Origin of the sequence: Nocardia elegans NBRC 108235 (genome assembly GCF_001612845.1) — a bacterium.
Classification (GTDB): domain Bacteria; phylum Actinomycetota; class Actinomycetes; order Mycobacteriales; family Mycobacteriaceae; genus Nocardia; species Nocardia nova.
This window is the reverse complement of sequence record NZ_BDBF01000016.1, coordinates 78841-105567: the sequence shown is the minus strand read 5'-3', so window position 1 is coordinate 105567 and position 26727 is coordinate 78841. Positions and strand designations below refer to the sequence as shown.

Sequence of the window (26727 nt, the reverse complement as noted above, 5' to 3'; positions counted from 1 at the left end):
CGCCCATGAGCGCATTGATCACTCCCCGGGACGGGCGCTCGTGCGTGGTGATGGGCGTGGTGAACGTCACCAGCGACTCCTTCTCCGACGGTGGCCGCTACCTCGATCCGGCGGTCGCGGTCGCCCACGGCGTGCGGCTGTACGAGGCGGGCGCCGACATCATCGATGTGGGCGGTGAGTCCACCCGCCCGGGCGCCGTTCGGATCGATCCGGAGACCGAGGCCCAGCGGGTGGTCCCGGTGATTCGCGGGCTGGTGGAAGCCGGCGTGCCGACCAGTGTGGACACCATGCGGGCGAGTGTCGCGGCCGCCGCGATCGACGCCGGAGTGAGCGTGGTGAACGACGTATCCGGTGGTCGCGCGGATGCCGAGATGGTGAAAGTCGTTGCGGCCGCGGAGATCCCGTGGATTCTGATGCACTGGCGGGCGAATGCCGACCATCGCCACATCGGCCCCGCCGATCACTACGACGACGTCGTGCGCGAGGTGCTGGCCGAACTCTCGTCCCAGGTGGATCTGGCCATGGCGGCCGGCGTGCATCCGAGCCGGCTGGTCCTGGACCCCGGCCTCGGCTTCGCCAAGAACGCCGAGCACAACTGGGCCCTGCTGGGTGCACTGCCGGAACTGACGGCCCAGGGGTTGCCGATTCTGGTCGGCGCCTCCCGCAAGCGTTTCCTGGGTTCGCTGCTGGGCGACGAGTCCGGACCGCGCCCGCCCGACGGGCGTGAGGTCGCCACCGCCACCATCTCCGCCCTGGCCGCTCAGCACGGCGCATGGGGCGTGCGAGTGCACGATGTGCGGTCGTCGCTCGACGCCATCGCCGTCGCGGATGCCTGGCGGCGGGCCGCCGAATCCGCAGAGCGGCGGGCCGCCGAATCCGCAGAGCGGTGGGCCGCCGAATCCGTGGAGCGGCGAGCCGCCGAAGCCGGTTCACACAATCAGGGGAGCGAGTGAGTACCGATCGCATCGAGCTGCGCGGTCTGCGCGCCTACGGTCACCACGGCTGCTTCGACTTCGAGCGCCGCGACGGCCAGGAATTCCTGGTCGACATCACCCTGTGGCTGGATTTCGCGAAGGCGGCCGCGACCGATGAGCTGTCGGCCACCGTCGACTACGGCGAGCTGGCGCAACGCGCGGTCGCGATCGTCTCCGGTCCGCCGCGCAATCTCATCGAGACCGTCGCCGCCGAGATCGCCGACGATGTGATGCGCGACGAGCGCGTCACCGCAGCGGAGGTGGTCGTGCACAAGCCCTCGGCGCCGATTCCGCACACCTTCGCCGATGTCCGCGTGGTGGCCACCAGGCGGCGAGGATTACCGCCGACCCCGGAGGTGGCCGGATGAGCCGTGCGGTGCTGTCGATCGGGTCGAATCTGGGAGATCGGCTCGCCCATCTCCGCGGTGTGGTGGAGGCGCTGACGCCGCAGCTGGTCGCCGTCTCGTCGGTGTACTCGACCGCTCCGTGGGGTGGAGTGCCGCAGGAGGACTACCTCAATGCCGTTGTGGTGGTCGAGGATTCGGAACTGGGCCCGCGCGATTGGCTCGAACGCGGACAGCGGTTGGAACAGCGGTCCGGGCGTGTCCGCGAGATCCGCTGGGGCGCACGGACTCTGGATGTCGACGTGGTCTGGTGCGCGGAGCGTGGCCCCGCGGGGCTGCATCCGGTGACCAGTGCGGACCCGGAACTGACACTGCCGCATCCGCAGGCGCACAATCGCGCGTTCGTCCTGGTGCCGTGGGCCGAAGTCGAACCCGACGCGACGCTAGAGGTGCTCGGCCGGACCCGGCCGGTTCGGGAACTGCTCGCCGAACTCGACCCGGACGAGATCGACGGCGTCCGGCTCACCGACCTGTCGCTGTCCGCGGCGCAACGATGAACGGCGGCTGGTCATGAACGTCATGAGGCCGACCAAGATTCTGGATCTGCTCGCCAATGTCGTGATCGCCGCCGCGGTGGCATGGGTGGCGACTCGGTGGGCCTATTCGAGCTTTCCGCCGATCACCGTGATCGCGGCCGCCTCGCTGTATCCGGTGGCCGCCGTGGAAGCGGTGCTGGCGTTCGTGATTCGCGCCCGCGTCGGCGATCACCGCATCGGTGACGGGCCGAAACAGTTGCATCCGATCACCGCGGCCCGCGCGGTGGCGCTGGCGAAGGCTTCGGCGCAGGTGGGTTCCCTGGCGGCCGGCGTGTGGCTGGGCTTCCTGATCTGGGTGCTGCCGCAGCGGTCGGATATCCGCGCGGCCGCCTCGGACACCCCCGGCGCCATCGTGGGTTTGATCGCCGGTGTGGTGTTGGTCGCCGCCGCGCTGTGGCTGGAGTATTGCTGCCGCGCGCCACATGAGCCACCAGACGAACCGGCTACCTCATAGCTAACGCGATCCGGTGGAGTTCCGGACCGGCTGCGCGCCGGAGTCCGCTATTCGAGCTACCCTTGCGGACATGGTTTCACCCTCCCGTAGCAGTGCTTCCCCGCGACAGCGGGACAACGCGGGAAAAATCGTCGTCGGCGTATTAATTCTGCTCGGTCTGATTGCCAGTGTGTTTCTGATTTTCAGCAACAATGTGCAGTTGGTCCGGGTCGGTTTGGTCGCGGCTCTGTGGGCCGCCGCGGTGGCCGCGCTGGCGGCGACCCGCTATCGCCGGGATGCGGCGATCGATCAGGCCAAGGCTCGTGACCTGCAGAAGGTCTACGAGTTGCAGCTCGAACGCGAGATAACCGCCCGCCGCGAATACGAACTCGGTGTCGAATCGCGGGTGCGCCGGGAGGTCGGTGCGGACGCCGCGGAACTGGCCGCGCTGCGCAGTGAACTGACCGTGTTGCGCGAAAGCCTGCAGCGGCTGTTCGACGGCGACCTACTGGTCGACCGACCGGCGCTGCGCGCCGAGGCCGTGCGGGTGCAGGAGCTCACCCACGCGACCGTGGCGAACGGTAGCTCGCAGGAAACCGACACCTGGGACGCGTGGAGCGCACCTGCCGTGCCGCTGCACGTGGTCTCGCCGGTCTTCGATCCCGATCATCCCGAACCCCCGGCCTTCGCCAGTCCGTACGACGATCCGGTGACGGCCGAGACCGCCGTGGTGTCGGCGGAGGCGCCGGATGAGGAGGGCGTTTCGTCCGGACCGTCGGTGAACGGCGACGGAAACGGCGGTCGCCAGGGCGGGGACGCGCAGTCCGGACCGCCGGAGTCCCAGCCATCGGAGTCCCTGTCGCCGGAGTCCGGATCGGCCCCATCCGGCGGCCGGCAGAGCGACGGTCCCTCGGCGAGCTCGGCGAAATCCGCCACCGCGTCGGCGAACGGGACCTCCGAGCCGGCGGCCACGGAGTCCGGCGACTCGCGCCCGAGTTCCTCGGTGCCGCGGCTGGCTCCCGTCCAGCCCACGACGACCATGGGCACCGCCGGTTCCCGCCGTCGTCGCCACGCCGATTCCGACGAGGATCAGCCGGGGCGCAAACTCACCGTCGCGGAGATCATGGCGAATCTGCGATCGGAGCAGAACAGCTCGTAATGCCCGCGATCACGCCTGTGAAACAGGTTGCATGTGACGCTCGGTAACTTTCGCAGGAGGAGTACTGCGAAGGAGACACCGAAGATGCTGTCCACTGCCGTAAAGAACACATCGGCCGATCCCGAGTATCACGAGATCCTGCGCGGTCTGTCCGAGGGTTCGGTGCACAAGAACTTCGACCCCTACGTCGACATCGATTGGGATTCACCGGAATTCGCGGTCGATCCCACCGATACCCGCTGGATCATGCCGGACGAGGATCCGCTGGGACGTCATCCCTGGTACAAGGCGCAGCCGGTGGAACGCAAAATCGCGATGGGTATGTGGCGGCAGGCCGGTATCGCCAAGGTCGGCCTGGACTTCGAGCAGCTGCTGATCCGCGGTCTGATGCAGTACCTGGTGTACCGCAGCGAACCCGCCCGTAAGGCCGCATAGGGCCGACGGCCGAGACCCCTGCCGACGCGAAGCGGAGGCCAAAGGTCCGAAGCGAAGCGCAGACCAAAGGTACTGAGGGAAATATCACGCGCGGGTCCTCTGGCAGCGCCCCCGGTCACTACCTATTCTCGACTCGTAACGTCCGGTACCCGCCATGCGGGACTGGAACGCCTTCCGAGAGGACAACGGTGACCTCCGATTTTTCGCGGCCCGACGAGGCCGATTCGTCGCGCCCCGCCGCGCCTGCGGTCTCGGGCTCGTCCGCTGTACCCGGCAGCGATCCGGCGCCGGCCCGGCTGACCGTCGGCATCGTGTCGGCGGGCCGGGTGGGTTCGGCGCTGGGTGTCGCGCTGGAGCGGGCCGGGCATGTGGTGTTCGGGGTGTCGGCGATTTCCGATGCGTCGCGGCATCGGGCGCACACGCGGTTGCCGGAGTCGCAGATCTTGCCGGCCGAGGAGATCGCGGCGCGCAGCGAACTGTTGATTCTGGCCGTACCGGACAGTGAACTGCCCGGCCTGGTGGCCGGTTTGGCGGCGGCGCGCGTGGTCCGTCCGGGGACGATCGTCGCGCATACCTCGGGGGCCAACGGCGTGGCCGTCCTGTCCCCGCTGACCGATGTCCGCCCGCTGGCGATCCATCCGGCGATGACCTTCACCGGCCACGACGAGGACACCGCCCGCCTGGCGAATGCCTGTTTCGGCATCACCGCGGCCGACGAGATCGGCTATGCCATCGCGCAGTCGCTGGTGATCGAGATGGGCGGCGAGCCGGTGCGGGTCCCGGAGGAGAATCGCGCGTTGTATCACGCGGCTCTCGCGCACGGCAGTAATCATCTGGTCACCCTGATCGTCGACGCGGTCGCGGCGTTGCGGGCGGCGCTGGAGGGTCCGGGCCTGCTGGGACAGCAGGTGGTCGACGACCAGCCCAACGGATTGGCGGAGCGGATGTTGGCACCGCTGGTCTCGGCGGCGCTGGACAATGCGCTGCGGCGCGGCCTGCCGGCGCTGACCGGCCCCGTGGCGCGGGGTGACGCCCTCGCGGTCTCGACGCACCTGGACGCACTGGCCGCGGCAGATCCGGAGCTGGCCGCCGGCTATCGCGCGATGTCGCTGCGGACAGCGCAGCTGGCCCGCACGAATCCGGATCTGATCGGCCTGCTGGAGGGACACTGATGTCGAATTCGGGAGCGAAGAAGCTGACCCCGGAGCAACTGCGCAAGCTGTATCGCCCGGGCGAGCTCACGGTCGTACACGAGCCGGCCGGTGTTTCGGCGGTGACCTCCGCACTGCGCGGGGTCGGTCGCACGGTCGCGCTGGTGCCGACGATGGGTGCTCTGCACGAGGGCCATCTGGAGTTGGTGCGCCGCGCCAAGCGCACGAATCAGGTTGTGGTGGTGTCGATCTTCGTCAACCCGCTGCAATTCGGTGAGAACGAGGACTTCGACAAGTACCCGCGCACGCTCGACAGCGATGTGGCGCTGCTGCGTGAGGAGGGCGTGGCGCTCGTGTTCGCGCCGAGCGTCGCCCAGATGTACCCGGACGGCCCGCGCACCTCGGTCCATCCGGGACCGCTCGGCGCCGAATTGGAGGGCGCCAGCCGCCCGACCCATTTCGCCGGGATGTTGACGGTGGTGGCGAAACTGCTGCAGATCGTCCGTCCGCACGAGGCGTTCTTCGGCGAGAAGGACTATCAGCAGCTGACATTGATCCGGCAGATGGTCCGGGATCTGAACTTCGACGTCGATATCGTCGCGGTGCCCACGGTGCGCGAGTCCGACGGCCTGGCCCTGTCCTCACGCAACCGCTACCTGGACGAACAGCAGCGCGAGTTGGCGATCACACTGTCCGCCGCGCTGGCCGCGGGCCGGCATTCGGCGGGGCGGGGGCCCGAGGCGGTGGTAACGGCGGCCCGCTCCGTGCTCGACGGTGCGACCGGTGTCGATGTCGACTACCTGGAGTTGCGTGGTTCGGATCTGGGCCCCATTCCGAGCAGCGGCAACGCTCGTCTGCTGGTGGCCGCCCGCATCGGCGCCACCCGCCTGATCGACAACGTGCCCGTCACCGTCCCCTCTGTGGGCGGCCACAACGCTGTCCCCGATTTCCAGCCTGCCCAGGCCGACGCATAGGAAAGGCGACCACGATGTTGCGCACCATGATGAAGTCGAAGATCCACCGTGCCACGGTGACTCACGCCGATCTGCACTATGTGGGTTCGGTGACCGTGGACCCGGATCTGATGGACGCCGCCGATCTGCTCGAGGGTGAGCAGGTCTGCATCGTCGATATCGACAACGGCGCCCGGCTGGAAACCTATGTGATCGCCGGTGAGCGCGGATCTGGCGTGATCGGAATCAACGGCGCCGCAGCGCATCTGGTGAATCCGGGTGATCTCGTCATCCTGATCGCCTACGGCATGATGGACGAGGCCGAGCTGCGCGAGTACCAGCCCCGGGTGGTGTTCGTCGACGACCGCAACCGTCCGGTGGAGCTGGGTTCGGACCCGGCGCACGCCCCGGAGGGTTCGGGGTTGACCTCGCCGCGCTCGCTGACCTTCGCCTGAGCCGCGGGCAGCGGGGCGAGGATGCTGCTGACGATCGACGTCCGCAACACCAGTATCGAGATCGGCCTGTTCTCGGGCAGTGGTGCGCATGCGGAGCTGGTGCACACCTGGCGCGTGCACACCAATCCGCTGCTGACCGCCGACGAATTCGCCATGCAGGTACGGGGTTTGGTGGGCGAGCGGCTGGACCAGGTGGTCGGGGTGTCGGCCTTGTCGACGGTGCCGCCGGTGCTGCGGGAGTTGCGCACCATGTTGGGCCGCTACTGGTCGCACGTGCCGCACGTGCTGGTGGAACCCGGTGTGCGCACCGGAATTCCGCTGCTGGTCGACAATCCGAAAGAGGTCGGCGCGGACCGGATCGTGAATTGCCTTGCGGCATATCATCGTTTCGATTCGCCGGCGATCGTGGTCGATTTCGGCACCGCCATCTGTGTCGACCTGGTGTCGGCGAAGGGAGAGTTCCTCGGCGGGACGATCGCCCCCGGCGTGGAGATCTCCACCGAGGCGCTGGTGGCCCGGAGTGCGCTGCGACGCGCGGAACTGACCCGCCCGCGTTCGGTGGTGGGTAAGAACAGCATGGAGTGCATGCAGTCCGGCGCGGTGTTCGGCTTCGCGGGCCTGGTGGACGGTTTGATCGACCGGATTCGCGACGAACTCGACGCCTTCGCCGGTGACGATGTGTCGGTGGTGGCTACGGGGCCGACCGCACCGCTGATCGTCCCCGAATCCGAGACCATCGACCACCACGAGCCGCATCTGACCCTGGACGGCCTGCGTCTGGTCTACGAGCGCAACCAGCAGCGCCGCCGCCCGTGACCCGCGCGCTGTGGGGTGAAACACACCGCCTTGCACGCGCTGGTCACCCTGCTAGACTTCGGCTCGTGACTTTCCGCGTGAGCACCCAGGAGTGTTGTCGAGGCTGATTCGCCTCGGCTGATTGTCGAGGCTGCGTATCCGCCCTCGGCCATCCACTACTCCTGGAGCTTCGCTCATGCGTTCCTCTGCCCTCGCCTCTGCTGTTACCTCCGCCGCGAGCGGTGACGCCGCGCGTCGCCGGACGGGGCAGTTGCCGCCCGCTCGTCCGGCCAACCGGCTCACCGCCGAGATCACCGATCGCTCGGTGTCGCCCGCATTGCCGACCCGGTTGCGCCCGGCGGATCTGCTGCGGCTGACCGACGAGGGCGCCGAGGACGTCATGGCCGGCCGCTTCGACCACCTGCTGCCGTCCGGTGGCGTATGGCCCACCGAAAACCGTTGGGCCGTCCGGCTTCTCGCCGACGACGAGGTCGATGTCTGGCTGATCAGCTGGGTGCCGGACCGGTCGACGGAATTGCACGACCACGCCGGCTCGCTCGGCGCGCTCACCGTGCTGAGCGGCGCGCTCTCGGAATTCCGCTGGAACGGCAAGGAATTGCGGCAGCGCACTCTCACGGCCGGTGATCAGGCCTCGTTCCCGCTCGGCTGGGTGCACGACGTGGTGCGTGCCCCGGATCAGCTCGCGGGTGTGCCCGAGCCGTCGAATCCGACGCTCTCGGTGCACGCGTATTCACCACCTCTGTCCGCCATGTCGTATTACGAGGTGACCGGCCACGGGACGCTGCGACGTACCCGGACCGTGCTCACCGACCAGCCCGAAGGCGATGTGAAATGACGTACCCGCATCTCACCATCAACGACATGCTGGAGGCGGCGCGTGCGCGATTGACGCGCATGTACGCGTTCGAATTGCCGGAGGCGATCGCCCGCGGCGCCCTGCTGGTCGACATCCGCCCGCAAGCCCAGCGGGTCAAGGAGGGCACCCTGCCGGGCGCCCTGGTGATCGAGCGCAATGTGCTGGAGTGGCGGCTGGACCCCACCAGCCCCGCGCGGCTCGCCCTGGCCACCGATCACGATCGCGAATGGGTGATCGTCTGCTCGGAGGGTTACACCTCCAGTCTGGCGGCCGCCACACTGCAGCAACTGGGTCTGCACCGGGCCACCGATCTGGTCGGTGGCTATCAGGCGGTAAAGGCCGCGGGGCTGTTGTCGGTGGCCGCCGGCGCACCGCATCTGGCCGGTGAGATCACCGCACTCGTCTCGCTGTAATAGCCCGGGTGAGCGGGGGTCGGGCGCGCGCAAAACGATTTCCGGCGCACGATAGGGTGGTTCGCTGTGAGCACCCCGAAAAGCCCTTCGTCCGGTGGCTCCGCGGGCCGGGTTCCTGCGGGGCAATCGCATCCTGCCGCAGCGGAAGTCGACGTTCCCGAGCAGATGCGGATCCGCCGGGAGAAGCGTGAGCGGCTGCTCGACGCGGGCGTCGAGCCGTATCCGGTGGTGGTGCCGCGGACCCACACCCTCGCCGAGATCCGCGCCGCCTATCCCGACCTCGAGCCCGACACCAGCACCGGCGTGCAGGCCGGTGTGGCCGGCCGGGTCATCTTCATGCGCAATACCGGCAAGCTCTGCTTCGCCACGCTGCAGGAGGGGGACGGCACCAAGCTACAGGCGATGATCAGCCTGAACGGTGTCGGAGCCGATGCGCTGGCGGCGTGGAAGGCCGATGTCGATCTGGGCGATTTCGTCTTCGTGCACGGCGAAGTGATTTCCTCCCGCACCGGCGAATTGAGCGTGATGGCCGATTCGTGGTCGATGGCGGCCAAATCGCTGCGTCCGCTGCCGGTGGCGCACAAGGAGATGAGCGAGGAGTCGCGGGTCCGCCAGCGCTATGTCGACCTCATCGTGCGCCCGGAGGCGCGGGAGATGGCCCGCACCCGGGTGGCGGCCGTGCGCGCACTGCGAAATGCGTTGGAGCGCAGGGGTTTCCTCGAGGTCGAGACGCCGATGCTGCAGACTTTGCACGGAGGTGCGGCAGCGCGTCCGTTCGTCACCCACTCCAATGCGCTGGATATGGATCTGTATCTGCGCATCGCGCCGGAGTTGTTCCTGAAGCGCTGCGTGGTGGGCGGGATCGAGAAGGTCTTCGAGGTCAATCGCAACTTCCGTAACGAGGGCGCCGACTCGACGCATTCGCCCGAGTTCGCGATGTTGGAAACTTATGAGGCCTACGGCACCTACGACGATTCCGCGCGGATGATGCGGGAATTGATCCAGGAAGTCGCTCAAGAGGTCTTCGGCACTCAGGTTGTCACACTCGCCGACGGTACGGAATACGACCTGAGTGGTGAGTGGAACACCATCGAGATGTATCCCTCGCTATCCGATTCGCTGGGGGTCGAGGTAACGCCGGAAACTACTGTTCCGGAATTGCTCGCGCTAGCCGATCGGGTCGGTCTGGAAATTCCCCCGGACAAGGGTTACGGCCACGGCAAACTTGTCGAGGAACTGTGGGAACACAGCTATGGCGACAAGCTCTATGCGCCCACTTTCGTGCGGGACTTCCCGGTGGAGACCTCACCCTTGACGCGCCAGCATCGCAGTAAGCCGGGCGTCACGGAGAAGTGGGATCTGTATGTCCGCGGATTCGAGTTGGCCACGGGCTATTCGGAACTCGTGGATCCGGTCGTGCAGCGGGAACGATTTGTCGACCAGGCCAGACTCGCCGCCGCCGGTGACGACGAGGCCATGCGGCTGGACGAGGACTTCCTCGCCGCCATGGAACACGGTATGCCGCCGACAACGGGTACCGGTATGGGAATCGATCGGTTGCTGATGGCACTGACCGGACTCGGAATCCGGGAAACCATACTGTTCCCAATTGTGCGTCCGTCCGGTCGCTGAGTACCGGGTTTGAATGCCGATTCCCCGTCTTGGAAATTTCGTATCTAGAGGTATTCTCGACTCGGGCATCGGCCTGGTATCCGGGTCGCACGATTTCGAGAGGACGTTCATCTCATGGCAAAGAAGGTCACCGTTAGCCTGATCGACGATGTCGATGGTGAGTCCATTGCGGACGAGACCATCGAGTTCGCGATCGACGGTGTTTCGTACGAGATCGACCTGTCGGCGGCGAATGCGGCGAAGCTGCGGGACGGGCTGGATGTGTGGGTTGCCAATGCCCGCCGGGTGAGCGGTCGCCGGCGCAGCAAGCCGGTCGGTGCGACCACCGGTGCGCCGAAGGGCCGAGTTTCCATGGATCGCGAACAGAGTGCGGCAATTCGGGAGTGGGCGCGGCGTAAGGGCCACAAGGTTTCCGCGCGCGGTCGCATCTCCGCCGATGTCGTGGAGAGCTACCACAAGGAAGTCGGCCGCAACAACTAGTGCGGTCGAAAGGACCCGGCTGCGTCTGTGCCGCTGCCGCCCGGAGGAATCGTGCGACGTCCGGGCGGCAGCGGCATTTCGATGCCTCAGCGGTATTTCGGTGCGGTCGCGGTATTTCGGTGCGGCCGTACCCGGACGGCCCCGGCGTGGTGATCTTGCTCGTCGCCGCGTCGGCGCGGCAACATGGGGCCTATGCAGACCACGTCACTGGCGGTACGAGGGTGGGGGTAGCAACGCGGTGACGGATATTCACGAATCGTTTCTTCGATTCATCGACGACACCGGCCGCCGGCACGAACTGACGCTGACCCCGGATCATCAGCGCATCACCATCGGGCGTTCGCCGCAGGCCGATCTGTCCCTGGGCTGGGACGCCGAGGTGTCGCGACTGCATGCGGCAGTGGAATACCTCGGGGCGCACTGGACGATCGTCGACGACGGACTCTCGCGCAACGGCACCTTCGTCAACGGCGAGCGGCTGGCCGGTCGCCGCAGGCTGGAGGCCGGCGACCGCATCCGGGTCGGGACCTCGATGCTGTCGTTTCACGATTACACCGGCACGGTCGACGACGCGACCCGGACTTCCGTCGGCTCGGTGCCGAGCCCCCGTTCGCTCACCGATACGCAGCGCGCGGTTCTGATCGCGCTGTGCCGCCCGTACCGCGGCAATACCGAATTCGCCACGCCCGCCTCCAATCAGCAGATCGCCGACGAGTTGTATCTGAGCGTGGATGCGATCAAAACCCATCTGCGCGCGCTGTTTTCGAAGTTCGGCGTCGAGGATCTGCCGCAGAATCAGAAGCGGGTGCGGCTGGCGGCGCTGGCCATCCAGAACGGCATCATCTCGCACCGCGATCTCTGAAATCCGTCCGCCGGATGTGACGCGCGATTCCGGTTACCCGCCGGTATCGATCCGCACGGTTCCCTGCTCCCGCTAGCGTGTTGAAACGCGTTCTAGTTTTTGGAGCTCTCGATGTTGTCTCGTCCCGTGCGTGCGCCGCGTCTGCTGCGCCGGTTACCCGGATCCGTTCTCGTCCTGGCGGTGTTGAGCACCCTGTGGGTGACCGCCCCAGCGGCGGCCCACGCCGAATATCCGGTGGACTACAACTTCTTCTCCGGCATTCCGTACGAGCTGCGAAATCCGGGTGGTTCCCTGCCCGGCGCCGACGACTGGTCGTGCCGGCCCAGCGCCGCGCATCCCGAACCCGTGGTGCTGGTGCACGGCACCGGCGGCGGGGCGCAGACGAACTGGGGCGTGTACGCGCCGCTGCTGGCCAACGAGGGATATTGCGTCTACTCGCTGACCTACGGCGCCTACGACCTGCCGTGGCCGCTCTCGGCGATCGGCGGCATGCGGCCGATCGAGGACAGTTCGGCGCAGCTCGCGGAGTTCGTGGACCGGGTGCTGGCGGCGACCGGCGCCGCGAAGGTCGATCTGATCGCGCATTCGCAGGGCAATCTGGTGGGCAACTACTTCGTCAAGCGGCTGGGCGGTTCGGACAAGGTCGACAAGTTCGTGGCGATCGCCGCGCCGTGGCTGGGCACCTTCGGCCCGGTGATCGATCCGGCACGCGATTTCGCGCGGCGTCTGGGCGCGGAGCCGGCCTTCGACGGCGTCCTGGGCGTGAGCCCCTGTGCCGCGTGCGCGCAGATGACGGGCAGTACCGATTTCATCCGCTCCCTGAACGCCGACGGCGTCTACGACCCGGACGTCACGTACACCAATATCGAGACCCGCTACGACGAACTGGTGGTGCCGTACACCGTCGCCCTGGTGCCCGGACCGACGACGACGAACATCGTGGTCCAGGACGGCTGCGCGTCGGACTATTCGGAGCACGCGGGCATCGCGGGCAGCGACCGGGCGGCCGCGTTCGCGCTCAACGCCCTGGATCCGGACGATCCGCACCCCGTGCCCTGCCATTTCATCCCACCGCTCACCGGATAGTTCCGTCGGCGAGGAAGTCGCGCGGAGATTCGCGGTCGAGCTTCGGGGCCGCGAACCCCGACGTCGGGGGAAAGGGGGCCCGAAAATTCAGCTGTGGGCGTATTTACTGGGGAAACGTTCCGGGTTGGAGCCGCGTTAGAACGGTATGACTCGCGTTGTCGCCCGTTCGCAATAGGGTGGACGGACGACGGCCGTGACCCCCGCCAACTACAGTAGAGGCGGGGCATGCAACCCCAGGGCTTCATGGCAGGCTGGCGCCACAGGTGTGAAGCACGAAGCAAGCAGCGCCGGATGCCGTGGATAGCGGAGCAGGAAGTGAGGGAGCGATGTTCGAGAGGTTCACCGACCGCGCGCGGCGGGTCGTTGTCCTGGCCCAAGAAGAGGCTCGGATGCTCAACCACAACTACATCGGCACCGAGCACATCCTGCTGGGCCTGATCCACGAGGGTGAGGGTGTCGCGGCGAAGTCCCTGGAGTCGCTGGGAATTTCGCTCGAGGGTGTGCGCAGCCAGGTGGAGGAGATCATCGGGCAGGGCCAGCAGGCGCCGTCCGGTCACATCCCCTTCACCCCCCGGGCCAAGAAGGTGCTGGAGCTGAGCCTGCGCGAGGCGCTGCAGCTCGGCCACAACTACATCGGCACCGAGCACATTCTGCTCGGCCTGATTCGTGAGGGCGAAGGCGTCGCGGCCCAGGTGCTGGTGAAGCTGGGCGCCGACCTCAACCGGGTGCGGCAGCAGGTCATCCAGCTGCTGTCCGGCTACCAGGGCGGTAAGGAGGCGGTGGAGTCCGGTGCTCGTGGCGAGTCCGGGACCCCGTCCACCTCGCTGGTCCTCGACCAGTTCGGCCGCAACCTGACCCAGGCCGCACTCGAGGGCAAACTCGACCCGGTCATCGGCCGCTCGAAGGAGATCGAGCGCGTCATGCAGGTGCTGAGCCGCCGCACCAAGAACAATCCGGTCCTGATCGGTGAGCCCGGCGTCGGTAAGACCGCCGTCGTCGAGGGTCTCGCCCAGGCCATCGTCAACGGCGAGGTGCCGGAGACGCTGAAGGACAAGCAGCTCTACACCCTCGACCTGGGTTCCCTGGTCGCGGGCAGCCGCTACCGCGGTGATTTCGAGGAGCGCCTGAAGAAGGTGCTCAAGGAGATTAACACCCGCGGCGACATCATCCTGTTCATCGACGAGCTGCACACGCTCGTGGGTGCGGGTGCCGCCGAGGGCGCGATCGACGCGGCCTCGATCCTGAAGCCGAAGCTGGCACGCGGTGAGCTGCAGACCATCGGTGCCACCACCCTCGACGAGTACCGCAAATACATCGAGAAGGACGCCGCCCTGGAGCGCCGGTTCCAGCCGGTCCAGGTGGGCGAGCCGACGGTCGAGCACACCATCAACATCCTGAAGGGCCTGCGCGACCGCTACGAGGCGCACCACCGGGTGTCCATCACCGACGGTGCGCTGGTGGCCGCGGCCACGCTGGCCGACCGGTACATCAACGACCGGTTCCTGCCGGACAAGGCGATCGACCTGATCGACGAGGCGGGCGCGCGGATGCGCATCCGCCGGATGACCGCTCCGCCGGACCTGCGCGAATTCGACGACAAGATCGCCGATGCCCGCCGGGAGAAGGAAAGCGCCATCGACGCGCAGGACTTCGAGAAGGCCGCGCGGCTGCGCGACAAGGAGAAGCAGCTCGTCGCCAAGCGCGCGGAGCGGGAGAAGCAGTGGCGTTCCGGTGATCTGGACGTCGTGGCCGAGGTCGACGACGAGCAGATCGCGGAGGTGCTGGCCAACTGGACCGGTATTCCGGTGTTCAAGCTCACCGAGGAGGAGACCACCCGTCTGCTCCGCATGGAGGACGAGCTGCACAAGCGGATCATCGGCCAGGAGGACGCGGTCAAGGCCGTGTCGAAGGCCATCCGCCGTACTCGCGCCGGCCTGAAGGATCCGAAGCGTCCGTCCGGTTCGTTCATCTTCGCCGGTCCGTCCGGTGTCGGTAAGACCGAGCTGTCCAAGGCGCTGGCGAACTTCCTGTTCGGCGACGACGACGCGCTCATCCAGATCGACATGGGCGAGTTCCACGACCGCTTCACCGCCTCGCGGCTGTTCGGTGCCCCTCCGGGCTACGTCGGCTACGAGGAGGGCGGCCAGCTCACCGAGAAGGTGCGCCGCAAGCCGTTCTCGGTCGTGCTGTTCGACGAGATCGAGAAGGCCCACCAGGAGATCTACAACACCCTATTGCAGGTGCTGGAGGACGGCCGCCTCACCGACGGCCAGGGCCGGACCGTGGACTTCAAGAACACGGTGCTGATCTTCACCTCGAACCTCGGCACCTCGGATATCTCGAAGGCCGTGGGCCTGGGCTTCTCGCAGTCCAACGCCGAGGGCTCGAACTACGAGCGGATGAAGCTCAAGGTCAACGACGAGCTGAAGAAGCACTTCCGTCCGGAGTTCCTCAACCGTATCGACGACGTCATCGTCTTCCACCAGCTCACCAACGAGCAGATCGTGGAGATGGTGGATCTGATGATCAACCGCGTCGCGACGCAGCTGCGGAACAAGGATATGGAGATCGAGCTCACCGAGAAGGCCAAGAGCCTGCTCGCCAAGCGCGGTTTCGATCCGGTGCTGGGCGCTCGCCCGCTGCGCCGGACCATCCAGCGCGAGATCGAGGATCAGCTCTCGGAGAAGATCCTGTTCGGCGAGATCGGCCCCGGCCAGATCGTCGAGGTCGACGTCGAGAACTGGGACGGCGAGGGCGCCGGCGAGGATGCCAAGTTCACCTTCGCCGGTAAGGCCAAGCCCGCCAAGGCGGAAGCCGAACCGGTCGCGGCGCTGGCCGGCGCCGGTGAGACCGCTCCGGAGGCCTCGGGCGAGTAAGTAGTCCGCACGAACCGACCGATGCCGGTCACCCCGACGGGGTGACCGGCATCGTCGTATCCGGGCCTCCTGCCCTGAAAATGAGTGGCGGCCGCGCGGGAACCTGTTCCATGCTGGCGATGTTCGCGAGCGGAATGAGGGCTGTGTGCTGACCGATGCCGAGGTGGAAGACTTCATCTCCGACGGTTTCGTCCGAGTGGAGGGTGCGTTTTCCGAGTCCACCGCGGCCGAGGCGCGGAAAATACTCTGGCGCGCGACCGGATGCGATCCGGCGGATTCCGGAACGTGGACGCGGCCGGTGGTCCGGCTGCCCGGTTTCGCGGACCCGCCGTTCGCCCGGGCCGCGCGCAGCCCACTGCTGGCCCAGGCGTGCGATCGGCTGGTCGGTGCGGGCCGGTGGGTCGCCGCTCAGGGACTGGGCACCTTCCCGATTCGCTTCCCCAGCGAGCAGCCGCCGGGTGACGACGGATGGCATATCGATGCGAGTTTCCCGGGCGAGGATCCCCAAGACTATCTGCGGTGGCGCATCAACGTGCGGTCGCAGGGGCGGGGGCTGCTGATGCTGTTCCTGTTCTCCGACGTCGGCCCCGACGATGCGCCGACACGGATCCGAGTGGGCTCGCATCTGCGCATGGCGAAGGTGCTGGAACCGTACGGCGCGGCCGGAGTCGCGATGTCGGACCTGGTCGAGGACTTCGCGGCCACCGCGGACCTTCCGGAAGTGGCGGCGACCGGACGGGCCGGAGATGTGTATCTGTGCCATCCGTTCCTGGTGCATGCCGCCCAGGCGCATCGAGGCCGGAACCCGAAATTCATGGCGCAGCCGCCGCTGCTGCTGCACGAACCGTGCGCGCTGGACCGGCCCGACGGTGCGTATTCGCCGGTGGAGCAGGCGATCCGACGGGGGCTCGAGCTCGGCGCCACCCGCTGACTACGCGCGCGGACGTACCCGGGATGTGTTCTCCGGACGGATGATTCGCGCTGCCGCGAGGCAGAGGGTGAGAGTCATGGATATCGGATTGCATCTGACGAACTTCGCGCTCGACACTCCCTCCGAACGCATCGGATCGCGCCTGGCCGAGGTCGTCCGCACGGCCGAGGACAGTGGGTTCTCGGTCGTCGCGGTGGGGGATCATCTCTGGCAGAGCCCATGGCTGGGACGGGTGGAACAGAATGTGCTGGAGGCGTATTCGACGCTGTCGTTCATCGCGGCGCACACCTCGCGGGTGGAGCTGACCGCGGTGGTGTCGGGGGTGCACTATCGGCATCCGGCCATGCTCGGAAAGCTGGTCACCACCCTGGATGTGCTGTCCGGCGGCCGGGCCTGGCTGGGGATCGGGACGGGCACCTCCACCGGCGATGTGGAAGGGTACGGCCTGCCGTTTCCGCCGCTGCGCGACCGCTACGAGATGCTGGAGGAGGCGCTGCGGATCTGCCGGGCCATGTGGACGGGTGCGCGGGGCGGTCCGGAAGCCGTATCCGGCAAGCACTTTCACGTCGAGCGCCCGCTGAACGCTCCGCAGGTGGTGCGGAATCCGCCGGCGGGCGGGCATCGCCCGCATCCACCCGTGCTCATCGGCGGCGACGGTGAGCGGCGCACATTGCCACTGGTGGCGCGCTACGCGGATGTGGCGAGTCTGCGCCCGGGGCCGGAGCTGGCGAGCAAGATCGAACTGCTGGACCGGCTGTGCGCGGAGATCGGCCGCAATCCGCGCGAGATCCGCAAGAGCTGCGTCTTCGCCTTCGATCTCGGGCCGAGCGGGGGCGGCGTGGGCCAGGTGCTGGGGCAGCTGGAGCGGATGGCGGAGATGGGAATCGATCTGGTGATCGGACGGGTGGCCGGCGTCGACGAGCTGACGCCCTTGGAGGTGCTCGGGTGCGAGGTGATCCCGGTGGCCGCGGAATTCGGTCGCTGACCCGAGCCGCGACCGACCCCGGATTACTGCCAGCCGGGGCGGACCAACCCCGACTCGTAGGCAAGGACCACGAGTTGCGTCCGATCACGGGCGTTGAGTTTCACCAGGATTCGGCTCACGTGAGTGCGAGCGGTGGCGGGGCTCATGAAGAGGCGCCGGCCGATTTCGGCATTGGTGAGCCCCTCCGCGACCAGCGCCATCACCTCGCGCTCGCGGTCGGTGAGCTCCGACAGCGCCGCGGCGGGCGCGGGTTTGGCGTGGGTGGCGAATTCGGCGACCAGGCGGCGGGTGACGCTGGGCGAGAGCAGCGCGTCCCCGGCGGCCACCACGCGCACCGCCTTCACCAGATCCGCGGGTTCGGTGTGTTTGACCAGGAACCCGGTGGCGCCCGCGCGCACGGCTTCGAAGACGTATTCGTCGAGTTCGAAGGTGGTGAGTACCACGACCTTCACCTCGGACAGACCGGGGTCGGCGGCGATCTCGCGGGTGGCCGACAGGCCGTCGAGGACCGGCATGCGGATATCCATCAGCACCACATCGGGATGCAGCTCCCGGGTCATCCGCAGCGCCTGGTCGCCGTCGCCGGCCTCCCCGACGACCTCGATGCCGTCCTGGGCGTCCAGCAGCGCGGCGAATCCCGCGCGAACCAGAGCCTGGTCGTCGGCGACCAGGACGCGGATCTCGTTCACGACACCTCCTGTAGGCCGGCGTCCGGCCGATCCGGAATCGGCAGCCGGGCCCGCACGGCGAACCCGCCGTCCGGCCGTGGTCCTGCCGAGAGCTCGCCACCCAGTGCGCGGGCGCGTTCGATCATGCCCGGAATTCCGTTCCCGCCACCGGTTGTGGACGACTGTGGAGTATTCGGGGAGCGCTCGTTGTCCACAGTGATGCACAGCTCGCTCGGCGAATAGTCCACAGCCACGGTCGCTTCCGCGCCGGGCGCATGCCGCAGCACATTGGTCAGCGATTCCTGCACGATGCGGGCGGCGGCGACGTCGACCACCACCGGCACCCGGCGCGGTGTGCCGGAAATCCGGGTGTGGACCGGGGTGCCGGCGGCGCGCATCGGAGCCAGCAATGATTCCAGGTCGCCGATGCCGACCGCCGGGCTGGTCGGCGCCGCAACGGTTTCCGCGCCGGCGCGGATCGAGCGCAGCAGACTGTGCACCTCGCCGAGCGCATCGCGGCTGACCTCTTTGATCGCCGAAAGGGCGGTCGCGGCCTGCTCGGGTTTGCGGTCGAGCAGTTCCAGCGCCACCGACGACTGCACATTGATCAGCGACAGGCTGTGGGCGAGCACATCGTGCAGTTCGCGCGCGATGGACAGCCGTTCCTGGGCCGCGCGCTGTTCGCGCTCGGCCAGTTCACGGGCACGCTCGGCTTCCCGGTTGCGCCGCGCCGCCTCGACGCGCTGCCGCCGCGCGATCAGCGCTGAACGCCGCTGCCGGATGCCCTCGGCGATCGCGATCAGCACCACCAGCCACGCCAGGATGCCGACGACCGGCCAGCCCCCGGGCCCGTGGCCGCGCAGCGCGGGCACCGGCCACACCATCAGCAGGAATCCCAGTGGCACCAGCGGATAGGTGTACCAGCGGGAGCCGCGCGAGGCCGCGGTCAGGAAGGCGATGACCAGCGACACGAAGACCGGCCCGTAACCGTAGCCGACCAGCAGATAGGCGACGGTGACCGCGAGCACGCCCACGAAGACCGCCCGGGGATACCACGCGCGCAGCGTCAACAGCAGCGGGCCGGCCACCAGCAGCACATAACCCAGCGCATCCAGCGGACGCACGCCGGACTGATGCGCATTCGCCGCATGCCCGCCGCCCAGCTGGACGGCGGCCACGACCACGCACAGCATCACATCCCGGGCGCCGGGCCGTTTACTCGACTGCACAGTTCGAACGGTAACCCCGCCGCGCCGCGGCACGAGCCTGCGCGCCGCGAATTACGTCCAGATACGTACGCCGAGCCGGGCGCCTCGGCGGATGTGTCGGCGCAGGTCGAAGCGGATGGTCGAGATATGAACAGATCGAATGCCGATCCGGCCGGCGAGTTCCCGGGCACGGTCACGCGGACCCGGACCAGCGCCACCGAGGTCGTGGTTACCGAGTCTCTCACCAAGAAGTACGGCGACCACACGGCTGTCGACGCCGTCTCCATGACCGTGCGACGCGGCGAGATCTACGGATTTCTCGGCCCCAACGGCGCCGGTAAGACGACGACGCTGCGAATGCTCGTCGGGCTGATCGCGCCGACCTCCGGTACCGCGACGGTGCTGGGCCTGAATCCGGGCGAACAGGAGTCGTTGCGGCGCATCGGTGTTCTGATCGAAGGGCCCGGCTTCTATCCGTACCTGTCCGGCCGCGACAACCTGCGCGTGCTGGCCCGTTACCACCGGACCGAGCGCACCGCCGGTTCCCGGCCTCGCGACCGATTCGCCGAGGTCGACGAGATCCTGGCGCGAGTCGGACTCGCCGACCGGTCAGGCGATCGGTTCCGCACCTACTCGCTCGGCATGAAGCAGCGCCTCGGCGTCGGCGCGGCCCTGCTCGGCAACCCGGATCTGCTCATTCTCGACGAGCCGACCAACGGTCTGGACCCGGCCGGAATGGCCGAAATGCGAGAACTGGTGACCGGTTTGGCCGCCGACGGGCACAGCGTCGTGCTCTCCTCGCATCTGCTCAGCGAGGTGCAGGAAATCTGCGATCGGGTCGGCGTCATCTCCGGCGGGAAATTGCTCACCGAATCGACCGTGAGTCAATTGCGCGGCGCGGCAACACTTCTGGTTCGGGCCGAGCCGATGGAGACGGCCTATCCGGCGGTGTGCCGGGTGGTGGGTGAACACCGTGCGTTACCGACCGCCGCCGGCATCAGAGTCGATGCCGGTAGGGCAATGGCGCCCGAGGTGGCGCGCGCGGTGATCGCATCCGGCGCGGATCTGCTGGAACTGCGCACCGACGAAAAGTCGCTGGAGGAAGTGTTTTTCGAGATGACGAAACAGGAGCACCGATGAACGACGTAGTGGCCTGCACCAGAGCCGAATTCGCACGGCTGCGGAAGTGGCCCGCGTTCTGGATCGTGCTCGGCACCTGGATCGCGCTGAATCTCGTCTTCGCGTATCTGTTCAACTATCTGGCCTACACGTCGGGCAGTAGTTCCCGGATGTCGAACGGGCAACCGCGCGAGGTGCTGTTGCAGTTGATGCTGCCCGCGGCCGTGCCGGAGGTGTTCACCCAGGGCATGGCGATGTTCGGCGGTGCGCTCGTGCTCGTCCTGGGCGCGCTGGTGGTGGGAAGCGGATACGGCTGGGGCAGTTGGAAAACCGTTTTCACCCAGGGACCCTCGCGCCGTGCGGTGGTCGGCGGAACCGTGGTTTCCCTGATGAGCGTGGTGGTTGGCCTGGTCGGTGCGGCGTTCGTGGTGGATACCGGGGTGGCCGCGATGATCGGGGCCGCCGAGCATCGGACGCCGACGCTGCCGACGGCCGCGCACACCCTGCTCGGTCTCGCGACCGGCGTGGTGATCCTCGGTATGTGGACGCTGGCCGGCGCGCTGTTCGCGGCGATCGCCCGTGGTCCGGCACTGGCAGTGGGCCTGGGCCTGGTGTGGGTGCTCGTCGTGGAGAATCTGCTGCGCGGCGTCGCGTCGATCTTCTCGCCTGTCCGGGCGCTCACCGACCATCTGCCGGGGACCGCGGCGGGTTCGGCGGCAGGGGCCATGCGCACCGTGGGCGGCACGGCGACGCCGGGCGTCCTGGACATCCTGTCCCGACCGGCGTCGTTCGTCGTGCTGGCGGTGTACATCGCGGTATTCGCCTGCGGCACAGTGGCACTGATGGTGCGCCGCGATATGGCGTGAACGGCGTCGCGGCGTCGCGCCGGAATCGCGCCGGGCCGGACAGCGGTGAGTCGAGCGCGCGCGGCGAGTAGGTTCGATCGCGACGGCTCATTCTCACTCGACGAAAGGACAGCGATGCCTACACGCAGCGCGCGTACCGCATGGACCGGTGGCTTGCAGGACGGTTCCGGACAGGTCGACCTGGCCAGTTCCGGTGTCGGCAAATTCGACGTCTCGTTCCCGAAGCGCACCGCCGATACCGCCGAGGGCACCACCAGCCCCGAGGAACTGATCGCGGCCGCGCATTCGTCCTGCTACGCGATGGCGCTGTCCGGTCAGATCGGCGCCGCCGGCGGCACCATCGAAAGCCTGGACGTGAATGCCGACGTGACGCTCGGCCCGGATCCCGCGGGCGGCTTCCGCATCTCGGCGATCAAGCTGACCGTGCGCGGCCGGGTCTCGGGTATCGACGCCGGCGGCTTCGAGCAGGCCGCCCAGACCGCCAAGGCCGGTTGCCCGGTCAGCAAGGCTCTGGCCGGCGTCGAGACGATCGAACTCGACGCCGCCCTCGAAAGCTGAGCCGGGGTAGACCGGCGCACCTCACCCGGTGGTCGGACCGACCACCGGGTGCGGAAAAACTACTGAGCGGGCTTCGCCGCGACGTCGAGGACGACCTCGAATTCCAGCAGCGAGGCGCCCGTGGCGACCGGCTGGCGGGCCTGGCCGGCATGCGCCTCCTTGGCCGGTCCGTCTCGCCACGCGGCGAACGACTCCTCCGAATCCCACTGCGTCACAACGAAATACCGGTTGTCACCGGCGACCGGGCGCAGCAACTGGAAGCCCAGGAAGCCGGGGGAATTCTCCACCGCGTGCGCCCGATGGGCGAAGCGCTTCTCGAGTTCGGGTCCGGCTCCCTCGGGAACCTCGATCGCATTGATCTTCACAACAGCCATGAGCCCAGGCTAATGGGACAGAGCCCGGAGGAGGCAGCGGGCGTAACCACGGAGGGCTCCCATTGGCCTGCATCCGGCACTGCCTGATCCCACCGCGCGGCACGTATCGTCGGTGCCGATGTTGTACGACGAGGGTGGCACCGGGGTGCCGATTCTGCTGCTGCACGGATTGATGGGCAGCGCGCGGACCTGGGCGGGTCAGGTGCCGTGGCTGCGCGAATTCGGCCATGTCCACTCCTTCGACGCCGCCGGGCATGGCCGACCGGCCCCGCCGGAGCTCACCACCGAGGCATTCGTCGCCGACCTGGCCACCGCGACCGCCGCGATATCGGAACCGATGGTGGTGATCGGCCATTCGATGGGCGGACTGCACGGGTGGATGTTCGCGGCCGCGCACCCGGAGCGGGTCCGGGCGCTCGTGGTCGAGGATATGGCGCCCGATTTCCGCGGGCGCACCGCGCGGCACTGGGCGGAGATGATCGAGGCCTGGCCGCAACCGTTCCCCGACGCCGACGCGGTACTGGACTATTTCGGCCCGGTCGCCGGGCGCTACTTCCTCAACTCGTTCACGCGCGGCGGGGACGGCTACCGGTTGCACGGTTCGGTCGCGACCTTCCGCGACATCTCCGAGGAGTGGGGCACCCGCGATTTCTGGGCCGAATGGGCCGCGGTGAGCGTGCCGACCCTGCTGATCGAGGGCGAATACACGATCACGCCGCCGGGTCAGATGCGGGAGATGGCGGCCGCTCGGGCGGGTGTGCGTCATGTGGTCGTCGAGGCCGCCGGACATCTCGTCCACGACGACCAGCCCGCTGTCTATCGCGCCGAAGTCGAACGGTTTCTGCACGAAAACATGGGTTGATCGGATCGTCAGCGGACGGGTCCGGGCGTAGGGCGACCTGAGGTCCGGCAGTTGCGGGCAATCGCCTTCAGTCTCGGGCGGGAGGCGACGTATGCTCCACTGAGGCCCCGACCATAAGGTGAATCATGATTAACTTCTCGATACCCGCCGACCTCGCCGCCGAACGTGACCGCATCCGCCGGTTCGTCATCGACAAGATCGTTCCGTTCGAGCGCGACCCCCGCCTGACCGCGCACGGGCCCAACGACGATCTGCGTCAGGAATTGGTCGAATTGGCGCGGGCCGAGAAGCTGCTCACCATTCAGGCGCCCGAGGCACTGGGCGGCCGCGGGCTCACCCACGTCGAACAGGCCGTGCTGTACGAGGCGGCCGGGTGGTCCACGCTGGGGCCGGTCGCGATGAACTGCGCCGCGCCCGACGAGGGCAACATGTTCCTGCTGTCCAAGGTCGCCAACACCGAGCAGGTCGACCGCTTCCTGATGCCGGTGATCGACGGCCGTCAGCGCTCGGTCTTCGCGATGACCGAACCCGGCGGCGCCGGATCCGATCCCGGCCAGCTCGCCACCACCGCCACCTTCGACGGCGAGAACTTCACCGTCAACGGCCGCAAATGGCTGATCACCGGCGCCGACGGGGCCAAGACGTGGATCATCATGGCCAAACTCGAGGACAACCACCACCTCCCCGCGGGCCCGACCCTGTTCCTCACCGAGGGGGACGCGCCCGGAATCGTCATCGAGCGAACCATGAACACGATGGACCGCAACTACGTCGGCGGCCACGGCGTCGTGCGCTTCGAGAATCTGATCCTGCCCAAGGAGTCGCTGCTGGGAGAGAGCGGCCAGGCGCTGCGCTACGCCCAGCTGCGACTGGCCCCCGCCCGCCTCACCCACTGCATGCGCTGGCTCGGCGCCGCCGAACGCGCCCAGAGCATCGCCGTCGAACACGCCAAGACCCGCACGGCCTTCGGCAAGCCGATCGGCGAGCACGAGGGCGTGTCCTTCATGCTCGCCGACAACGAGATCGCCCTGCATCAGTGCCGCCTGACCATCTGGCACGCCTGCTGGCTCATGGACCAGGGCCACAAGGCTCGCCACGAGAGTTCGATGGCCAAATCGTATGTGTCCGAGGAACTGTTCAAGGTCGCCGACCGCTGCGTCCAGGTCCTCGGCGGCATCGGCATCAGCGACGAAACCGTGGTCGAGATGATCTTCCGCGATATGCGCGCCTTCCGCCTCTACGACGGCCCCACCGAGGTCCACAAGTACGCGATCGGCCGCCAGCTATTGCGCGGATAGCGGTCCCGACGCCTGCGCTCCTCACCGCACCATCCACCAGTAAGGTGGTCCGGAAAGATCACCCAAACCTAGGATCGTCGCATGAGTTCGGAACTGCAGGTCGATGTGTCCGCCGGTGTCGCCGTACTCACGCTCAACCGTCCCGCGCAGCAGAACGCCATGACGCCCACGATGGCGGCGGAGCTGGGGACCGCGCTGCGGCGCTGCGATACCGAGGACGCGATTCGGGCGGTGGTGATCACCGGGACGCCGCCCGCGTTCTGCGCGGGCGCCGATCTGTCCGCCCGCGTCGGTGACGTGCGCGGCACGATCGATCCGCCGCCGTGGCAGATCCGCAAGCCGGTGATCGCGGCCGTGAACGGGCATGCCGTGGGGATCGGGCTGTCGCTGGCCCTGCAGTGCGATCTGCGATACATGGCGACCGATGCCGTATACGGGCTGAATCAGGTGCGTCGCGGCGCGATGGCCGACGGCTACGCGCACTGGACACTGCCGCGGCTGGCGGGAATGGCCAACGCGGCCGACATCATGCTCACCGGCCGCACCTTCGACGGTGAGGAAGCGCGCCAGATGGGCGTGGCCAACAGCAGTCTGCCGGCGGGTGAGGTACTGCCGACCGCCTTGGCCGTGGCGCACGACCTGGCGGCCGGTTCCGCGCCGCTGCCGACCGCTCTGACCAAGCGGCTGCTCTGGGAGGGCCTCGGAATGAGCCCCGAGGCGGTCGGCCGGCTGGAATCCGAGCTGCACGGCTTCGTCGGCAAGAGCGTGGACGCGGCCGAGGGCATGGCGGCGTTTCGCGACCGCCGCCAGCCGCAGTGGAAGGGCAGTATCAGCGCCGAATGGCCCGCGGGCGAGTTGTCGTCGCCGAGCGAGCGTCGCGGTCTCGACGGCACCGCCGAGGAACCGGCCTAGTCCTGCGAAGCCGGGCGCTTCGACATCGGACCGGTTCCGGAGCCACCGCCGGCGAGTTCCCCCGGACCGGCCCGGTCAGCGCCCGCCGATGAGCATCAACAGAAAGACGCACGCGTACAACACCATCAGTACGGTGCCGACGATGCCGACCACATAGCCGACCACCACCTGCGATCGGCCGCCGATGGTGCCGCCGGACATCTCGATCTGGTCGAGCGCCCGCTTGCCCATCACCCACGCCACCGGACCCAATGCGCCACAACACAATAGGCTCAGCACACCCAGGATCAGCACCGTCGTCGCATGGGGGTGTTCGACCGGGTTACCGGTCGGCGGCTCAGGCAGCGATCCCCAGTAGTCGGGTTGATTCATGGCCACCGTGCGAGTTTAAGGCGTGCCCACCCTAAAAGCTTGGCAGACGGGCATCTTGGGAGTTTCCGTCCCCGCTCAGCGGCGTTGGCGGGCGATGTCGGCCAGCACGACTCCCGCTGCCACCGAGGCGTTGAGCGATTCCACCGGCCCGGCCATCGGGATGCTGATGATGGTGTCGCAGGTTTCGCGGACCAGGCGCGACAGGCCCTTACCCTCCGAGCCGACGACCACGACGGTCGGTGTGGTGCCGTCGAAGTCGTCGAGGACGGTGTCGCCGCCGGCATCGAGGCCGACCACCTGCAGACCTGCCTTGGCCCAATCCTTCAGTGTGCGAGTCAGATTGGTCGCACGCGCCACGGGCAGCCGGGCCGCGGCGCCGGCGCTGGTGCGCCAGGCGACGGCGGTGACGCTGGCGCTGCGGCGCTGCGGAATCACCACGCCGTGGCCGCCGAACGCGGCGACCGAACGGATCACGGCGCCCAGGTTGCGGGGATCGGAGATGTTGTCCAGCGCCACCAGCAGCGGGGCGGTCCCGGAAGCGCGGGCGCTGTCCAGCAGATCCTCCGGATGGACGTAGCGGTACGGTGGCACCTGCAGGGCCATGCCCTGATGTAAACCGTTGGTGCTCATCCGATCCAGGTCGATGCGCGACACCTCCAGGATGGAGATTCCGGCATCGGCGGCGCGCTGCACGGACTCGGTGAGACGGTCGTCGTTCTCGGTGCCCAGCGCGACGTACAGCGCGGTGGCCGGAACCTCCGCGCGCAGACACTCCACCACCGGGTTGCGGCCGAGCACCAATTCCGGCCCGTCGTCGCCCTTGCGGGTACCCGGCCGGGCGCGGTTCTGCCCCTGCGTCGCCTTGGCCGCTTTCGCCGCCGCCGCAGCGCGTTTCGCGGCAGGGTGGTTCTTGCGCATGGTGGCGGGCGGGGTGGCGCCGCGGCCCTCGAGTCCGCGACGGCGCTTACCACCGCTGCCGACGACGGCGCCCTTCTTGGTGCCGCCCTTACGGATCGCACCTCGTCGCTGCGAATTTCCTGCCATCAGTATGCC

Annotated in this window: 29 protein-coding genes and 1 pseudogene; 25 read left to right on the top strand and 5 right to left on the bottom strand. The window is 67.9% G+C overall.

Features of this window, described 5'->3' with window-relative positions; translation table 11 throughout:
• Positions 1-5: 5 nt before the first annotated feature.
• From folP to NE2_RS13580, 19 genes and pseudogenes are all read left to right on the top strand, one after another.
• The gene (gene folP, locus NE2_RS13670; RefSeq protein ID WP_084494018.1) at positions 6-953 is read left to right on the top strand and encodes a dihydropteroate synthase; all 948 of its coding nucleotides are present in this window, start codon (positions 6-8) and stop codon (positions 951-953) included.
• The gene (gene folB, locus NE2_RS13665) at positions 950-1342 is read left to right on the top strand and encodes a dihydroneopterin aldolase (protein WP_030517350.1); all 393 of its coding nucleotides are present in this window, start codon (positions 950-952) and stop codon (positions 1340-1342) included. Before folP ends, folB begins: the two co-directional genes overlap by 4 nt.
• Positions 1339-1875 carry a 2-amino-4-hydroxy-6-hydroxymethyldihydropteridine diphosphokinase gene (folK, locus tag NE2_RS13660; RefSeq protein ID WP_063026250.1) on the top strand — a complete coding sequence of 179 codons (537 nt, stop codon included), beginning with the start codon at positions 1339-1341 and terminating at the stop codon, positions 1873-1875. The genes folB and folK overlap by 4 nt, the downstream gene beginning before the upstream one ends.
• A 22-nt stretch (positions 1876-1897) precedes the next feature.
• Positions 1898-2368, top strand: a complete 471-nt coding sequence (locus NE2_RS13655; RefSeq protein WP_063010222.1) for a DUF3180 domain-containing protein — start codon at positions 1898-1900, stop codon at positions 2366-2368.
• A 70-nt stretch (positions 2369-2438) separates the two neighbouring features.
• Positions 2439-3506: a DUF6779 domain-containing protein gene (locus NE2_RS13650; protein WP_063026249.1), complete on the top strand. Its 1068-nt coding sequence runs from the start codon at positions 2439-2441 to the stop codon at positions 3504-3506.
• An 84-nt stretch (positions 3507-3590) separates the two neighbouring features.
• A pseudogene (locus tag NE2_RS13645) lies at positions 3591-3902 on the top strand (diiron oxygenase); the annotation flags it as partial.
• A 227-nt stretch (positions 3903-4129) separates the two neighbouring features.
• Complete coding sequence (locus tag NE2_RS13640) at positions 4130-5113, top strand: Rossmann-like and DUF2520 domain-containing protein (protein ID WP_084494017.1); 984 nt, start codon at positions 4130-4132, stop codon at positions 5111-5113.
• On the top strand, positions 5113-6066 hold the full coding sequence (panC, locus tag NE2_RS13635; protein WP_063026247.1) for a pantoate--beta-alanine ligase: 954 nt from the start codon (positions 5113-5115) through the stop codon (positions 6064-6066). Before NE2_RS13640 ends, panC begins: the two co-directional genes overlap by 1 nt.
• Positions 6067-6080: 14 nt before the next feature.
• On the top strand, positions 6081-6500 hold the full coding sequence (gene panD / locus NE2_RS13630) for an aspartate 1-decarboxylase (protein ID WP_030517343.1): 420 nt from the start codon (positions 6081-6083) through the stop codon (positions 6498-6500).
• 21 nt (positions 6501-6521) lie between these two features.
• On the top strand, positions 6522-7316 hold the full coding sequence (locus NE2_RS13625) for a type III pantothenate kinase (RefSeq protein ID WP_030517342.1): 795 nt from the start codon (positions 6522-6524) through the stop codon (positions 7314-7316).
• A 175-nt stretch (positions 7317-7491) separates the two neighbouring features.
• Positions 7492-8151: a cysteine dioxygenase gene (locus NE2_RS13620; RefSeq protein ID WP_084494016.1), complete on the top strand. Its 660-nt coding sequence runs from the start codon at positions 7492-7494 to the stop codon at positions 8149-8151.
• Positions 8148-8585: a rhodanese-like domain-containing protein gene (locus NE2_RS13615; protein WP_063010130.1), complete on the top strand. Its 438-nt coding sequence runs from the start codon at positions 8148-8150 to the stop codon at positions 8583-8585. Before NE2_RS13620 ends, NE2_RS13615 begins: the two co-directional genes overlap by 4 nt.
• A 165-nt stretch (positions 8586-8750) precedes the next feature.
• Complete coding sequence (gene lysS / locus NE2_RS13610; RefSeq protein ID WP_063026246.1) at positions 8751-10217, top strand: lysine--tRNA ligase; 1467 nt, start codon at positions 8751-8753, stop codon at positions 10215-10217.
• Positions 10218-10331: 114 nt separating this feature from the next.
• Positions 10332-10697 carry a histone-like nucleoid-structuring protein Lsr2 gene (locus NE2_RS13605; RefSeq protein WP_030517338.1) on the top strand — a complete coding sequence of 122 codons (366 nt, stop codon included), beginning with the start codon at positions 10332-10334 and terminating at the stop codon, positions 10695-10697.
• Positions 10698-10935: 238 nt separating this feature from the next.
• Positions 10936-11559, top strand: a complete 624-nt coding sequence (locus NE2_RS13600; protein WP_063026245.1) for an FHA domain-containing protein — start codon at positions 10936-10938, stop codon at positions 11557-11559.
• A gap of 111 nt (positions 11560-11670) precedes the next feature.
• On the top strand, positions 11671-12645 hold the full coding sequence (locus NE2_RS13595) for an esterase/lipase family protein (protein WP_063026244.1): 975 nt from the start codon (positions 11671-11673) through the stop codon (positions 12643-12645).
• 326 nt (positions 12646-12971) lie between these two features.
• Positions 12972-15521 (top strand): ATP-dependent Clp protease ATP-binding subunit, encoded by a 2550-nt coding sequence (locus NE2_RS13590; RefSeq protein WP_063010122.1) that lies wholly within the window; start codon positions 12972-12974, stop codon positions 15519-15521.
• 145 nt (positions 15522-15666) lie between these two features.
• Positions 15667-16452, top strand: coding sequence for a phytanoyl-CoA dioxygenase family protein (locus tag NE2_RS13585; RefSeq protein WP_063026243.1), 786 nt, complete (start codon positions 15667-15669; stop codon positions 16450-16452).
• Positions 16453-16528: 76 nt separating this feature from the next.
• Complete coding sequence (locus NE2_RS13580; protein WP_063026242.1) at positions 16529-17437, top strand: LLM class flavin-dependent oxidoreductase; 909 nt, start codon at positions 16529-16531, stop codon at positions 17435-17437.
• Positions 17438-17460: 23 nt separating this feature from the next.
• Here NE2_RS13580 and NE2_RS13575 read toward each other — a convergent pair whose 3' ends face one another.
• Both NE2_RS13575 and NE2_RS13570 read right to left on the bottom strand, forming a co-directional pair.
• Positions 17461-18126: a response regulator transcription factor gene (locus tag NE2_RS13575; protein WP_030517332.1), complete on the bottom strand. Its 666-nt coding sequence runs from the start codon at positions 18124-18126 to the stop codon at positions 17461-17463.
• Positions 18123-19334: a sensor histidine kinase gene (locus NE2_RS13570; protein ID WP_233429774.1), complete on the bottom strand. Its 1212-nt coding sequence runs from the start codon at positions 19332-19334 to the stop codon at positions 18123-18125. The genes NE2_RS13575 and NE2_RS13570 overlap by 4 nt, the downstream gene beginning before the upstream one ends.
• A gap of 126 nt (positions 19335-19460) precedes the next feature.
• Between NE2_RS13570 and NE2_RS13565 the strand changes: the two genes are divergently transcribed.
• The 3 genes from NE2_RS13565 to NE2_RS13555 all read left to right on the top strand — a co-directional run bounded on the left by NE2_RS13565 (position 19461) and on the right by NE2_RS13555 (position 21856).
• Complete coding sequence (locus NE2_RS13565) at positions 19461-20453, top strand: ABC transporter ATP-binding protein (protein ID WP_084494028.1); 993 nt, start codon at positions 19461-19463, stop codon at positions 20451-20453.
• Entirely contained in the window at positions 20450-21298 is an 849-nt protein-coding gene (locus NE2_RS13560) for an ABC transporter permease subunit (RefSeq protein ID WP_063026240.1), read from the top strand. The genes NE2_RS13565 and NE2_RS13560 overlap by 4 nt, the downstream gene beginning before the upstream one ends.
• Before the next feature lie 114 nt (positions 21299-21412).
• Positions 21413-21856 carry an OsmC family peroxiredoxin gene (locus NE2_RS13555; RefSeq protein ID WP_030517328.1) on the top strand — a complete coding sequence of 148 codons (444 nt, stop codon included), beginning with the start codon at positions 21413-21415 and terminating at the stop codon, positions 21854-21856.
• A gap of 59 nt (positions 21857-21915) precedes the next feature.
• Here NE2_RS13555 and mhuD read toward each other — a convergent pair whose 3' ends face one another.
• Positions 21916-22230 carry a mycobilin-forming heme oxygenase MhuD gene (gene mhuD / locus NE2_RS13550; RefSeq protein ID WP_030517327.1) on the bottom strand — a complete coding sequence of 105 codons (315 nt, stop codon included), beginning with the start codon at positions 22228-22230 and terminating at the stop codon, positions 21916-21918.
• A 118-nt stretch (positions 22231-22348) separates the two neighbouring features.
• Between mhuD and NE2_RS13545 the strand changes: the two genes are divergently transcribed.
• From NE2_RS13545 to NE2_RS13535, 3 genes are all read left to right on the top strand, one after another.
• A complete protein-coding gene (locus NE2_RS13545) occupies positions 22349-23092 on the top strand; it encodes an alpha/beta fold hydrolase (protein WP_063026239.1) in 744 nt (247 codons plus the stop codon).
• Between the two features lie 125 nt (positions 23093-23217).
• Complete coding sequence (locus NE2_RS13540; RefSeq protein ID WP_063026238.1) at positions 23218-24390, top strand: acyl-CoA dehydrogenase family protein; 1173 nt, start codon at positions 23218-23220, stop codon at positions 24388-24390.
• A gap of 81 nt (positions 24391-24471) precedes the next feature.
• Positions 24472-25302: an enoyl-CoA hydratase/isomerase family protein gene (locus NE2_RS13535; protein WP_030517324.1), complete on the top strand. Its 831-nt coding sequence runs from the start codon at positions 24472-24474 to the stop codon at positions 25300-25302.
• Positions 25303-25377: 75 nt separating this feature from the next.
• On the opposite strand, the gene NE2_RS13530 is transcribed toward NE2_RS13535, so the two are convergent.
• The gene (locus NE2_RS13530) at positions 25378-25674 is read right to left on the bottom strand and encodes a hypothetical protein (protein WP_063010108.1); all 297 of its coding nucleotides are present in this window, start codon (positions 25672-25674) and stop codon (positions 25378-25380) included.
• A 75-nt stretch (positions 25675-25749) separates the two neighbouring features.
• Positions 25750-26718 (bottom strand): 23S rRNA (guanosine(2251)-2'-O)-methyltransferase RlmB, encoded by a 969-nt coding sequence (gene rlmB, locus NE2_RS13525; RefSeq protein WP_063026237.1) that lies wholly within the window; start codon positions 26716-26718, stop codon positions 25750-25752.
• Positions 26719-26727: the final 9 nt, after the last annotated feature.